The organism is Desulfoluna sp. CYM3A (assembly GCF_056829965.1).
Genome location: NZ_CP186556.1, coordinates 4059206 through 4072474 on the forward strand (window position 1 = coordinate 4059206; position 13269 = coordinate 4072474).

Here is a 13269-nt window from a genome sequence, read left to right on the forward strand (position 1 = left end):
ATTTTATATCATGTCATTATGGAGCACGGTGCGCTCATCCAGCCCGGCGCCGATCTCATCCAGATTTTCCCGAATCATTTCCTGAACGGCCCGCATGATGGATGGATTGGTCAAGGACACCCCGTCCAGGGCCTCTTCCACCTCCACCGTGCTGAACCGGTAGGTTCCCTTGTCCGTGGTGTGGGTGTACAAAAAGACAATATCAGGGACCGAAGCCGCCGTCATGACGACGCTTCCCGCAATATCCCCGGCCACAGGCCGGTCCAGGTGGGCATACTCGAACGCCACGGTCACCGTGGTGCCCACGCCGGGGGTGGAATCCACCACAAGGTCCCCGCCGCACTGCTGGGCGCCCTGCTTCAAAAGGGGCAGGCCCATGCCGATACGGCGCTCCTTGCGGGTGGTCATCCAGGGGCTGAAGACCTCTTCCAAAAGCTCCGGGCTCATCCCTTTGCCGTCGTCTTCAAACACCATCCTGTAGATATTTTCCCTGGGACTCTCGGTGATGGTCAGCCTCACCACGCGGGCACCCGCCCGCACCGAGTTACCTAAAATATCAAGCACATAATGAGAAATCTCGTTCACACCATCACCTTCCGCCCCCCGCACCCTGAAAAGGCCAGGCGGATCTCACTCAAACCGGGTGTTTCCAATGTAAATTCCGTGGTCACCTTCCCGATGTCTTCGGCGTAATGGGCGTCGGACCCGCACACAAAGGGAAGATCAGACACCTCGGGGAACCGGCTGCACACCTGTGCCCTGTGGTCCCTTCGGGCCACCTCCAGGGCGTCCGGGCAAAAGCCTTTGGGCATAATGCCCAGCTGGCTGAAGAGGCTGTTCTTTCCCTTGGCCACGTGGGCGCAGACCAGCAGGCCTCCCCCCGCCCTCACGGCCTCGGCGGTCTCGTGGATATCGGTGGTGAGAGACGCGATAAGAAGACGCTCCTCCTGGTAGACCACCTGTTCGTCACGGTCCACCACCACCTGGTAGCCAAAGAGCTCCGGCCGGTTTCGGATCACCGTCAGGTGGTCGTCAATCCACCCCTGGAACACCTCGGCCTCGTCCAGGCTTCCGAAGTAGGCCAGAAGGTGCACCTCTTCCCGGGTGGTAAGCTCCACGCCGGGGAGGACAAAAAGCCCCTGTTCGTCGGCCAGCTCCGTAACGATGCGGCACTGCCGGGTGGAGTTGTGGTCCGTGATCCCCAGAAGGGTAATCCCCTGGGCCGCGCAGGAAGAGACAATGCCCGCAGGGCTCATGGAGACGTCTCCGCACGGCGAGAGCACGGTGTGAAGGTGAAGATCAGCCCGGAAGGTCTGCATCGCCCGCCAGCATTCGGTGGAGGCGTCCCGCCACCTCAAAGGTCTCGTCCGTGGCCCCCAGAAGGGGCATGCCCTCGCGATTGCTGTCCTCGATGGTGTCGGCATCCGGGGTGAACCCCTTGACCACGATGACGCCAGCCAGGTCCTTGAGGGCGGCGATGCCCACCACGTTGCGGTGGGACTGAAGGGTCACCCAGAGGTCTCCCTCGTCGGAACACCCCATGACGTCCGAAAGGAGATCGGACACATAGCCCCCGCGAATCTCGCGATCCAGGCCAGCTTCCCCGCCGAACACGGTGAGGTTCATTTTTTCAACAAGCTCTTTAACCTTCATTCTTCCTCCAGATCGACGGACGCGCCGTCGAGTCTATTGTCACCCCACACATCGGCCAGGATATTCCCGGCGTCGGTGAGGGTCATCTGTCCCCTCTCCACCTGCTTTTTCTGCAGGAACACACACTGCCTTAACACCGCGTCTCCGTTAACCACATCTTCGGCCAGGGCCTGGCAGTTTGGAGACCCGCAGAGCCCGCAATCCACACCGGGCAAAAACGCAAGAATCTTGCGGAGCCTCTCCATCTTCACCATGGCCCGGCCCATGTCCTCGTCGAGTTTCATGGCCGGCCTGGGGTTGATCTTGCCCAGCATGATGTGGTCCACCAGGTACTCCGTGTCGTCATCGATGTCGTCCCACCGATCCGGGTCCTTCAAGGGAGCGGCCTTTCTCGATCGCTCCGCCCGGTTCCGTAAACGCTCCACGGTGAGAAACCGGTTGCAGCTGGTGAGCACGCCCCCGGCACAGCTCTGGTCGCAGGACCGGAGCTCCAGAAAATCGATATCCGAGATCTCCTCGTTTTCCATGTTCTCCAGGAACTCGAAGACATTGGCGATGCCGTCGATGGCCAGGCTTCGCCCTCGGGCGTATTCGGACTCCCCTGCCGTAAGGAACCAGAGCACCCCCTTCTCGCACAGGGTCTCGGCCAGGGGCTCCGGCGGCATGGACTTCTCTTCGCCCCGAATGCGTTTCCACACCCGGTTGTAGATGTAGTCCATGTTGATTACCCCGTTTAAAATCTTGCGTTCATGGGGGTTGGGGGTCTTCACCGCCGAGATCTTGGCGGCGCACGGGGTCACGTAAAAGGTGCCGATTTCGTCGTCGGGCACGCCCTGGGCCAGGAGCTGGCGTCTGTAGAACAGGGCAGCAATGTCCACGGGGGCCTTCATGGGGATCACGTGGTCGAGAAGGGAGGGAAAACGCGTCTGGATCAGGCGCAGGACCGCCGGGCAGAAGGAGGAGATAAAGGGTTTTTTGACCTGGTTGTTCTTGATGTACCGGGCCGTGGCCAGGTGGAACACCCGCCACATCATCCCCACCTCGAACACATCGGTAAAGCCCATCTCCAGAAGCTCGGCGTAGATCCGCTGCTTGGGAATGGTCTCGGGAAACTGCCCCTTGAGGATGGAGGGCAACAGGGCCACCCGACGCGTGTACTTGTAGATCTCGTTAAAGTCGTCCTGCTCCACCCGGATGGCAGACTCCGGGCAGGCCCGGTAGCACTTACCGCAGTCGATGCACCGGTTCTGGAAGATCAGCGGCTTGCCGTTGCGGATCCGGATGGCGTCGGTGGGGCACACCGACATGCATCGGCAGCACCCCCTGCACTTCTCCTCATCCACCCGCAGTGCATGATGTATGGCATTGTTGCTCATGGCATCTTCCACGCTATTTCAGTTTTTTTTATGCCCTGCCGTTCGGCATCGCCCGGAACCCGAAACCAACGGCATCGCATACGCAGAACGGGTCGCTAAAAACAAACCCGCCGTCCTGCCTACCTGTCAGGGACCGGCACCGCCCCATCACGCGATGCGGCGGTGCCGGTCTATAGAGAACCGTTCCCCGATGCGGCCCGTGCCATGGCACCGGGGAACAAGGGGTGGGACTAGCCGCGCCCCTTATTTGTCTTTGTAGTCGTCCAGGATGTTGATGACATCATCCGGGGTCACCCTGCCGTAGATCTTGTCCCCGACCATGACCACAGGGGCCAGGCCGCAGGCGCCGATACAGCGCAGGCTGTCCATGGAGAACTTCCCGTCCGGGGTGGTCTCCCCCAGGTCGATGCCCAGAAGGAGCTTGAATTCATCCATCACGTCCATGGCACCCTTAACAAAACAGGCGGTTCCTGTACAGATGGAGATGTGATGCTTGCCCCTGGGCTCCATGACGAACAGGGAGTAGAAGGTCACCACACCGTAAACGGTGGAGACCGGAATGTCGAGTTCTTCGGCGATCACCTCCTGCACATCCGGCGGAAGGTAGCCGCAGAAGTCCTGGGCCTTATGAAGGATATTGATGAGTTCGCCCTTGTCGTTGCCGTAGCTTTGACAGATGGACTGAATCTCTTTTACCGCGTTGCGGGACAACTTGCCTTGTACTAAAGTCATGGCGATTCATTCCTGTATCATGAGATCGTTAGGATGGGCGCCGAAACCTTGCCCGGCGCTTTTTCCGTTCAATCGAATCCTACTTGGTTTTCCTGCCGCTTCTGTCCACGTAATGGGTGTGGAGCAGTTTGTGGGGCTTTTCTCCCAGAGGTTCGCCCAGGTACTCTTCGTAGAGCTTCTTGATATGGGGGTTCTCATGGGATTTTCGGATCACCTTGGCCTCGTCTTCGGTGTACAGGGCCTGCTGGCGGGCGCGGAGCACCGACTCGTCACCCTGGTGAAAGGGCTGGCCGCCGCCGCCGATGCATCCCCCGGGACAGGCCATCACCTCGATGGCGTGGTACGGGGAGGTCCCTTTGCGGATCTCCTCCATGAGGACGCGGGCGTTGGCCAGGCCGTGGGCGATGCCGATCTTGATATCGATACCGGCAAAATCCACGGTGGCAGACCGGATGCCGTCAACCCCTCGCAGGGCAGTGAAATCCACGTTTTCCAGGGTCTCCCCGGTGTGGAATTCGTAGGCGGTACGGGCCGCGGCCTCGATGACCCCGCCGGTGGTGCCGAAGATCACGGCCGCGCCGGTGGACTCGCCCAGGGGAGAGTCGAAGTCGTCGTCTTCCAGGCGATGGAAATCGATGTTGGCCCGCTTGATGAGGGAGGCCAGCTCACGGGTGGTGAGGGTGATGTCCACATCACGGTTGCCGTCCACGGCAAACTCCTCCCGGGCGCACTCGGCCTTCTTGGCCACACAGGGCATCACCGAGACCACCACCATGTCCTGGCGCTTCACGCCGATCTTCTCAGCCAGGTAGCTCTTGGCAATGGAGCCGAACATCTGCATGGGGGACCGGGCCGTGGAGGGGTAATCCAGAAGGTCCGGGAATCGTTTTTCCAGATGGTTTACCCAGGCCGGACAGCAGGATGTGACAATGGGAAGCTTCACCGAAGTGTCCCCTGCCAGGTGGCGGGTGAGGCGGTCCAGAAGCTCGGAGGCCTCTTCCATGATGGTGAGGTCGGCGGCAAAATCGGTGTCAAAGACGTAGTCGAACTCCAGGCGTCTCAGGGCCGCTGCCATCTTGCCCGTCACCAGGGTGCCCGGGGCCATGCCGAACTCTTCCCCCAGGGCGGTGCGCACCGCAGGGGCCACCTGGACCACCACGGTCTTGTCCGGGTCGGCAATGGCGCGAAGCACGGAGGCGGTCTCGTCCTTTTCGGAGAGGGCGCCCGTGGGGCACACGGCCACGCACTGGCCGCAGTAGGTGCACTTGGTGACGTCCAGGTTCTGGTCAAAGGCCGTGACGACAACGGACTCAAAACCGCGGTTCACGGCCGTTAAAACGCCCACGCCCTGGACCTCGCGGCAGACGTTTTCACACCTGCGGCACATGACGCACTTGTCCGGGTCCCGCACGATGGCAGGGGACGAAGTGTCCTTCACGTGGTGGGACATCTCCCCTTCGTAGGAGATCTCGCGGATGCCGAAGGTCTGGGCCAGGTCCTGGAGCTCGCAGCAGCCCGCTTTGGAGCAGCTCAGACAGTCTTTGGGGTGGTCGGAGAGGATCAGCTCCAGGTTGATGCGGCGGGCGTTCAAGACCCTCTGGGTACGGGTCTTCACCACCATGCCGGGGGCAGCCAGGGTGGTGCAGGCGGGAGCCAGGTTGCGGCGCCCCTCCACCTCCACCACGCAGAGCCTGCAGGAGGCGTTGCTGCTGTGAAAACCAATGCCGGAAAGATCCATATGGCACAGGGCCGGTACGGTGATGCCCTGCTCCCTGGCCGCCTCGAGGACGGTGGTCCCTTCGGGCACCTCAACGGGTTGATCGTCTATGGTCAGTTTGATGGATTCCATGGTTTTTCGTCCTTAGCTTTTGGTGATGGCACCGAATTTACAGTTTTCGTAGCAGACCCCGCACTTGATGCAGTGGAAGCTGTCGATGGTATGGGGCTGCTTGCGCACCCCTTCCACGGCATTCACCGGGCACTTCCGTGCACACAGGGTACAGCCCACGCACTTGTCGTGGTCGATGGCGAAGGTCACCAGGGCCTTGCACTGCCCGGCCGGGCAGGTGTGGTCGGTGACGTGGGCCAGGTACTCATCGTAAAAGTTGTCCAGGGTGGAGAGGACCGGGTTGGGCGAAGTCTGGCCCAGGCCGCAGAGGGCCGTGTCCTTGATGGCTTCCCCCAGCTCCCGGAGCTTCACCAGGTCGTCCAGGGTGCCCTTGCCCTCGGTGATCTTCTCCAGGGTCTCGTAGAGACGCTTGTTGCCGATGCGGCAGGGGGTGCACTTGCCGCAGGACTCCTCCACGGTAAAGTCGAGATAGAACTTGGCGATGGAGACCATGCAGTCGTCCTCGTCCATGATGATCATCCCGCCCGAGCCCATCATGGAGCCGTTGGCCACGAGGTTGTCGTAGTCGATGGGCACGTCCAGGTGCTCTTCGGTGAGACAGCCGCCGGAGGGCCCGCCGGTCTGCACCGCCTTGAACTTCTTGCCGCTGGAGATGCCGCCGCCGATGTCGTAGATCACCTCCCGCAGGGTGGTGCCCATGGGTACCTCGATGAGGCCCACGTTCCGGTCTCCTCCGGGCAAACACCTTGGTGCCCTTGGAGTTCTCCGTGCCGATGGAGGAGAACCAGTCCGCCCCGCGGGTGATGATCACCGGGATGTTGGCCAGGGTCTCCACGTTGTTCACGTTGGTGGGCTTGCCGTAGTAGCCGGACTCCGCAGGAAAGGGAGGCTTCACCGTGGGCTCGCCGCGGTGGCCCTCCATGGAGTGGATCAAGGCGGTCTCCTCGCCGCAGACAAAGGCGCCTGCACCGTACTTCAGCTCAATGTCGAAGTTGAACCCGCTGCCCATGATGTCCCTGCCCAGAAGGCCCAGCTCTCGCGCCTGCTCAATGGCAATGAGGAGCCGCTGGATGGCCAGGGGATACTCGGCGCGAATGTAGATCAGGCCGGTCTCGGCGCCCATGGCATAGCCGCAGATGGCCATGGCCTCCAGCACCGAGTGGGGGTCGCCCTCCAGAATGGAGCGGTCCATGAACGCCCCGGGGTCCCCTTCGTCGGCGTTGCAGACCACAAACTTTTCGTCCCCTTCGGCGGCCCGTGCGTACTGCCACTTCAGCCCCGTGGGGAAACCGCCGCCGCCCCTGCCGCGCAGGCCCGAAGATTTCACCTCTTCAATGACCTTGTCCGGGCTCATCTCCAAAAGGGCCTTGCCCAGGGCCTGGTAGCCGTCCCGGGCGATGTTCTGGTTGCGATACTTCGGGGTCGATGAACCCGCTGTTGCGCAGGGCAATACGGATCTGCTTGCGGTAAAAACCCATGTGCTTGGAATCGGAAATACGATCCCCGCTCTTGGGGTCGGTGTAGAGAAGCCGCTCCACCCGGCGCCCCTTGACCACGTGCTCCTCGATGAGGATGTCGGCGTCTGAGGGGCTGACCTCCACATAGAACGTGTTGTCAGGCATGAATTTGACGATGGGGCCCTTCTCGCAGAAGCCGAAGCACCCAGTCTTCACCACCTGGACATCACGCTGGAGATTGCGTTTCTTGATGCCCTGGTCGAGTTTTTGAAAAATCAGATCGCTTTCCGAAGCCCGGCAACCGGTACCGGCGCAGACCAGAATGTGCGTTTTGTATCGTCCCATCTCGTGTGTGCTCCTTCATGTATTTCAAGGACCGGGAAAACCGGCTCGCGCCGATCCGGCGCCATGCGGGCAATCCCTTTGGTGGCCCCGGCATCCGCTGCTTGTCCACCACTTCGTAATTCACAGGGATGATGCCCGGCAGGAGTTCGCCGTTGGCCACATAGCGGTCCACGATCTCGGCGGCTTTCTCCGTGGTTACTTCGCCGAAGACAACGGGATCGCTTCCGGGAAGCGTCACCTCGATGGTGGGCTCGGCGTAGCAGTACCCCATGCACCCGGTCTGGGTGACCACCGCTTCGATGTTGCGGCGATCCAGCTGGTCCAACAGGGCCCCGTAGACCTCCTTGCCTCCCGCTGCGATCCCGCAGGTTGCCATGGCAACCCGAATCTGGACCAACTGGTCGCAGCGCTCTCCGTTCTCCCTTAAATGGACACTGGACTGGAGCTTCTCTTTCATTTTCCGTAAATCATCCAGGGACTTGATCTTTGTCATGACTACCCTCCGGTCATTGCGTCTGGCCGAACAGCCGGTGCAAATCAAACTAACGTTTTTGGATAATGGGAATGCAAACAAGCCGAAAATACAGGGTGACGGGGCGAACTGAGCGAAAGGGGGCGCATGTGCGCCCGTGGGAAGGGCATACGTCGACAAAGCGGGAGAAACCGGGAGGTCCCCCCGGCACGGGGCAAGCCTGTGGAACATGCTGCGGGATGAGAGTGTGCCTGACAAAAACCCGAAACGACGTTTTCCTTTTTTTACTCACTTCACCCAACAGCAAAAGCAAATGCGATTACTTACTGAAAAGCGATGTGTTATCACCACCATAGATTCCGACGAAGAACCATCAATGTAAAAATCAGGCCATTAGTCAAGGGCAAACCCGATAAATTCCGCTGATGCCATAGATAAATGAAAAACACTTTACATTGCCTTAATTTTCGAATATGAACATCCACCCCACAAAAACGCCGATGCTATTTTCCCTTCTGATCACCGATGGTTGACAAGAAACCCCGCACCGCTCACAAAGAGGAACCAAACCTTTTCGGTTTGCAACATTCCGGCCCAAAAAAGCCCCGCCATATGATGCTCTGCGAAACCAATCCGGGCCGTGAAAATTGTTTACGAACGCATCGGACACCCCACCGGGTGACAGCACAGGGATCAATGGAAAAATGTCATGGCTCCAGCCGGTATCCCCCTTTGTTGAAAAGGAGATCTCAAATCGTGTGTAAGGAAAATCGAAGCGAGAAAACGCAAGGCATCCCATCGCCCTCCAGAAGCAGGTACACAGGGAACCGTTTGCGCAAAAGGTTCCCTGTCTGATACATTGAACTAAAATCAGTGATCAGGGCGTTGTTGCAATCATCGTAAAGGCCCTGCGGGCACCGGGTCAGGCTTCGCCCGCCATGGCAAAATCGCCCGGTGCCTTTTTTGAGGATCAATACCCCCGACAAAGGCACAGACGCAGACATAAAACGGAATAGACTGGGATTTTTTTCATGAAAAAAGGCACACTCATCAACTCGGAACTCGCCAGCGCCATAAGGCGAAATCATCGGACACCTGGACGGACTCTGTGTCTGCGACGCAGGGCTGCCCATCCCCGCCGAGACCCGGCGCATCGACCTGGCCTTAAGCCGCGGCATCCCCTCGTTCATCGACACCGTCAAGGCCGTGCTCTCGGAAATGACCCTGGACTCGGTGGAGATGGCCGAAGAGTTCCCCGAAAAAAGCCCGGAGCTCCACGACGCCTTTATGGCCCTCCTCAAAGAGGAAGAAGAGGCCCAGGGCAGGGAAATCCCCATCCTTGCCGTTCGCCACGAGGCCTTCAAGCTTGCCACCAAACGGTGCCGGGCCGTGGTGCGCACCGGCGAGTTTACCCCGTACGCCAACGTGATCCTCAAGGCCGGGGTCCGATTTTAAAATCAACGGAACAGGCCACAGTCCTTGACGCAAGCCCCGGTGACCTTGTCTCGGATCCGCAGCAGCGGACGGTACCCGGGGCTTGCGTTCCTTTAAAACAAGCCGAAATGTGGTATGCTCAAATCATACTGTAATTGACGCCTGACCCGATACGCATCCCCCCCCTTGCTCCCATACCCTGATCCCGGTGTTCCCACACGAAGGCCAGGTGTATCCCATGTGTTCAACCCGATGACATGTTTGGAGCGATCCCATGCCCCAACCCATCCTGCACCTTTCGGGCATCGAAAAGAGCTTTCCCGGCGTCAAGGCCCTGGACGGCGTGAACCTCACCGTCACCCCCGGCCGCGTCATGGCCCTGGTGGGGGAAAACGGCGCGGGAAAATCCACCCTCATGAAGGTGCTCACCGGCATCTACCGGGCCGAGGCCGGGACGATCACCTACGACGGCAAAGAGGTCTGCTTCCCCGGCCCCAGGCACTCCCAGGAAGCGGGCATCGGCATCATCCACCAGGAACTCAACCTCCTGCCGGAACTCACCATCGCGGAAAACATCTTTCTGGGAAGGGAAAAAACATCCCGTTTCGGCCGGATTCTCTGGCGCGAGATGTTCGCCGAGGCAGACCGCCTCCTGGCAAAACTCGGGGTGCCCCACAACGCCAAAACCCGCCTGGGTACCCTGGGCATCGGGGCCCAGCAGATGGTGGAGATCGCCAAGGCCCTCTCCTTTGAGTCCAGGGTCATCATCATGGACGAACCCACCGACGCCCTCACCGACACGGAGACCGAGGCCCTCTTTGCCGTCATCGAAGAACTCAAGGCCGGAGGCCGGGGCATCGTCTACATCTCCCACCGCCTGGCCGAAATTTTCGCAATCTGCGACGACGTCACCGTGCTCCGGGACGGAAAATTCATCGCAGAGCGCCCCGTGTCGGACATTAACGAAGAGTCCCTCATCGAGATGATGGTGGGCCGCCGCTTAGACGAGCAGTACCCCAGGGTCCACACAACCCCACAGGAAACAAGCCTGACGGTCACCGACCTTGCAGCCCATGGGGTCAACGGAGCCACTTTTTCCGTAAAACGCGGCGAAATCCTGGGGGTGGCCGGGCTCATGGGCTCGGGCCGCACCGAGCTCATGCGGGCCGTCATCGGTGCCAACCCCGTCACCCGGGGCGCCGTGCGCCTCTTTGGCGCGCCCCTTGAGATCAAAAGCCCCAAAGACGCCATTGATGCGGGCATCGCCTACATCAGTGAAGACCGCAAGGCCGACGGCCTGGTGGCCATGCTCAGCGTCAAAGAGAACATGACCCTGGCCGCCCTCCAGACCTTCAGCACCCCCATGGGAAACCTCGACCACGACGAAGAGCGCCGGGCCGTGGACGACTTCATCTATAGCTTTGCCGTCAAAACCCCGAGCCGGAACCAGGCCGTGGGCAACCTCTCCGGCGGCAACCAGCAGAAGGTGGCCATCGCCAAAGGCCTCATGACGCGCCCCAAAGTGCTCATCCTGGACGAGCCCACCCGGGGCGTGGACGTGGGCGCAAAAAAAGAGATCTATCAACTCATCAACACCTTTAAAGAGAAGGGAATGAGCATCCTCCTCATCTCCTCGGAGATGCCCGAAATCCTCGGCATGAGTGATCGCATCATCGTGATGCACCAGGGCCGCGTCACCGGCGAATTCAGCGCGGAAGACGCCACCCAGGAACACATCATGGCCTGCGCCGTGGGCCGCATGGAGACCGACGCCCCATGACCCCCAACGAATCAAAGCCCCCGACGGGCGGGCGACCGACCCTGAAGGACCGGATCATCGAACAGAAATCCCTCATCGCCCTGCTGGTGATGATCATCATCGTCTCCTTTTTAAGCCCCAACTTCTTTACCCTGGCAAATCTCCTCAACATCCTGCGCCAGACCGCCGTCAACGCCATCATGGCCGTGGGCATGACCCTGGTTATCCTCACCGCCGGCATCGACCTGTCCGTGGGCTCCATCCTGGCCCTGTCAGGGGCCGTGGGGGCAAGCCTCATCGCCATGGAACTTCCCGTGGCCCTCTGCGTGGCGGCCGCCCTTGCCGTGGGGGCCGTCAGCGGCATCATCATCGCCAAAGGCCGGGTCCAGGCCTTCATCGCCACCCTCGTGGCCATGACCCTGGTCCGGGGCCTCACCCTCGTCTACACCGACGGACGCCCCATCTCCACTGGCTTTACAGACACCGCCGACGCCTTTGCCGTCATCGGCACCGGCTACCTTTTAGGCATCCCGGTTCCCGTCTGGATCATGGCCACCACCTTCGGCCTGGCCTGGTACCTCCTCAACCACACACGCCTGGGCCGCTACATCTACGCCCTGGGCGGAAACGAAGAAGCCACGCGCCTCTCCGGCATCAACACGGACCGCGTCAAAATCACGGTCTACGCCATCTGCGGCTTCCTCGCCGCCCTGGCAGGGCTCATCATCACCTCCCGCCTCTCATCTGCACAACCCACCGCAGGGGCAGGCTACGAGCTGGACGCCATCGCCGCCGTGGTCCTGGGCGGCACCAGCCTCATGGGAGGCAAAGGCACCATCATGGGAACCCTCATCGGCGCCCTGATCATCGGGTTCCTCAACAACGCCCTCAACCTGCTGGATGTCTCCTCCTACTACCAGATGATCGCCAAAGCCGTGGTGATCCTCCTGGCCGTGCTGGTGGATACCCGCAGTAAAACATCATGACCAAGGAGTTCGATCATGAAAAAAACAACCGGTTTGCTCACAGCCCTTATCGTGGTGCTGGGGATCTCTGCCCCGGCCATGGCCAAAGACACCCTGGCCCTGGTGGTCTCCACCCTCAACAACCCGTTTTTCGTCACCATGAAAGACGGGGCAGAGAAAAAAGCCGCCGAGCTGGGCGTCTCCCTCATCGTGCTGGATTCCCAGAACGACCCCAGCAAAGAGCTGGCCAACGTGGAAGACCTCTCGGTCCGGGGCGTCAAGGCCATCCTCATCAACCCCACGGACTCCGATGCGGTCTCCAACGCCATCCGCATGATCAACAGGACCAAGATCCCTGTCCTCACCCTTGACCGGGGCGCCAGCCGGGGCAAGGTGTCCAGCCACATCGCCTCGGACAACGTCCAGGGAGGCGCCATGGCAGGTGACTTCATCGCAGCCAGACTGGGCAAAGGGGCAAAGGTAATCCAGCTCGAAGGCCTGGCAGGCACCTCCGCCGCCCGGGACCGGGGCAAAGGATTCCTCACATCCGCCAAGGCCAACGGCTTGAACATCATCGCCAGCCAGCCCGCTGACTTCGACCGCACCAAAGGCCTCAACGTCATGGAGAACCTCCTGGCCGCCCACGGCGATGTCCAGGCCGTCTTCGCCCAAAACGATGAAATGGCCCTGGGCGCCATCCGCGCCCTCCAGGCAGCCAATAAAAAAGCCCTGGTCGTGGGCTTTGACGGCACCGACGACGGCATCAAAGCCGTCCAGCGCGGCGACATGGCCGCCACCATCGCCCAGCAACCCGCCCTCATCGGCGCCCTGGGCGTGGAAACCGCTGTCGGCGTCCTCAAGGGCAACGCCGTGGATCCGTATATTCCCGTGCCGTTGAAGGTCATTACGGAGTAAAAAAAACAAAAGCAGGCCTCCGGCGGCCCTGCCGGGGGCCAAACTTTTGAAAAGTTTGACAAACAGGTTTTGTGAATGACTTGGGAACGAATCCCCGTGTTCTTCACTGGGCTTTCAGGAGAATGAAATGGGCCTCTCCGGCAAAAACGTTTGCCACATGTCACACACCACGCGAATACCCCGAAAGCCTTCGCATGATGTCTGCCTCCATGCATTCGCCACAGGGTTTCCAGGTGCCCCCACCTGGCCGCCGGAGGCTGGCTTTTTGAGCCGACGTTAACCGATAGAAAGCCAACTTTTAAGTTCAATACG

General features: G+C 60.5%; 13 protein-coding genes and 1 pseudogene. 4 read left to right on the top strand and 10 right to left on the bottom strand.

From position 1 onward, the window contains the following. Positions 1-3 precede the first annotated feature (3 nt). The 10 genes and pseudogenes from ACOYW1_RS20600 to ACOYW1_RS20645 all read right to left on the bottom strand — a co-directional run bounded on the left by ACOYW1_RS20600 (position 4) and on the right by ACOYW1_RS20645 (position 7905). Positions 4-585 (bottom strand): ATP-binding protein, encoded by a 582-nt coding sequence (locus ACOYW1_RS20600; RefSeq protein WP_482419533.1) that lies wholly within the window; start codon positions 583-585, stop codon positions 4-6. Then, a complete protein-coding gene (locus ACOYW1_RS20605; protein ID WP_482419534.1) occupies positions 582-1319 on the bottom strand; it encodes a PHP-associated domain-containing protein in 738 nt (245 codons plus the stop codon). Before ACOYW1_RS20605 ends, ACOYW1_RS20600 begins: the two co-directional genes overlap by 4 nt. Beyond that, the gene (locus ACOYW1_RS20610; protein WP_482419535.1) at positions 1300-1653 is read right to left on the bottom strand and encodes a hypothetical protein; all 354 of its coding nucleotides are present in this window, start codon (positions 1651-1653) and stop codon (positions 1300-1302) included. The genes ACOYW1_RS20605 and ACOYW1_RS20610 overlap by 20 nt, the downstream gene beginning before the upstream one ends. Beyond that, entirely contained in the window at positions 1650-3029 is a 1380-nt protein-coding gene (locus ACOYW1_RS20615) for a [Fe-Fe] hydrogenase large subunit C-terminal domain-containing protein (protein ID WP_482419536.1), read from the bottom strand. The genes ACOYW1_RS20610 and ACOYW1_RS20615 overlap by 4 nt, the downstream gene beginning before the upstream one ends. A gap of 243 nt (positions 3030-3272) precedes the next feature. Further along, the gene (gene nuoE / locus ACOYW1_RS20620; protein WP_180140073.1) at positions 3273-3761 is read right to left on the bottom strand and encodes an NADH-quinone oxidoreductase subunit NuoE; all 489 of its coding nucleotides are present in this window, start codon (positions 3759-3761) and stop codon (positions 3273-3275) included. A gap of 79 nt (positions 3762-3840) precedes the next feature. Then, complete coding sequence (locus tag ACOYW1_RS20625) at positions 3841-5610, bottom strand: NADH-dependent [FeFe] hydrogenase, group A6 (protein WP_482417609.1); 1770 nt, start codon at positions 5608-5610, stop codon at positions 3841-3843. A 12-nt stretch (positions 5611-5622) separates the two neighbouring features. Then, the gene (locus tag ACOYW1_RS20630) at positions 5623-6330 is read right to left on the bottom strand and encodes an NADH-ubiquinone oxidoreductase-F iron-sulfur binding region domain-containing protein (protein WP_482419537.1); all 708 of its coding nucleotides are present in this window, start codon (positions 6328-6330) and stop codon (positions 5623-5625) included. Positions 6331-6481: 151 nt separating this feature from the next. Beyond that, a pseudogene (locus tag ACOYW1_RS20635) lies at positions 6482-6964 on the bottom strand (NADH-quinone oxidoreductase subunit F); the annotation flags it as partial. Further along, entirely contained in the window at positions 6942-7412 is a 471-nt protein-coding gene (locus ACOYW1_RS20640; protein ID WP_482419538.1) for a (2Fe-2S) ferredoxin domain-containing protein, read from the bottom strand. The pseudogene ACOYW1_RS20635 and the gene ACOYW1_RS20640, both read right to left, overlap by 23 nt. Continuing rightward, a complete protein-coding gene (locus ACOYW1_RS20645) occupies positions 7294-7905 on the bottom strand; it encodes a (2Fe-2S) ferredoxin domain-containing protein (RefSeq protein ID WP_482419539.1) in 612 nt (203 codons plus the stop codon). Before ACOYW1_RS20645 ends, ACOYW1_RS20640 begins: the two co-directional genes overlap by 119 nt. A gap of 1074 nt (positions 7906-8979) precedes the next feature. Here ACOYW1_RS20645 and rbsD point away from each other — a divergent pair. From rbsD to rbsB, 4 genes are all read left to right on the top strand, one after another. Beyond that, positions 8980-9339 carry a D-ribose pyranase gene (rbsD, locus tag ACOYW1_RS20650; protein WP_482423784.1) on the top strand — a complete coding sequence of 120 codons (360 nt, stop codon included), beginning with the start codon at positions 8980-8982 and terminating at the stop codon, positions 9337-9339. A gap of 253 nt (positions 9340-9592) precedes the next feature. Continuing rightward, entirely contained in the window at positions 9593-11098 is a 1506-nt protein-coding gene (gene rbsA, locus ACOYW1_RS20655) for a ribose ABC transporter ATP-binding protein RbsA (protein ID WP_482419540.1), read from the top strand. Beyond that, a complete protein-coding gene (gene rbsC / locus ACOYW1_RS20660; protein ID WP_482419541.1) occupies positions 11095-12063 on the top strand; it encodes a ribose ABC transporter permease in 969 nt (322 codons plus the stop codon). The genes rbsA and rbsC overlap by 4 nt, the downstream gene beginning before the upstream one ends. Before the next feature lie 15 nt (positions 12064-12078). Further along, a complete protein-coding gene (rbsB, locus tag ACOYW1_RS20665; RefSeq protein WP_482419542.1) occupies positions 12079-12957 on the top strand; it encodes a ribose ABC transporter substrate-binding protein RbsB in 879 nt (292 codons plus the stop codon). Positions 12958-13269 lie beyond the last annotated feature (312 nt).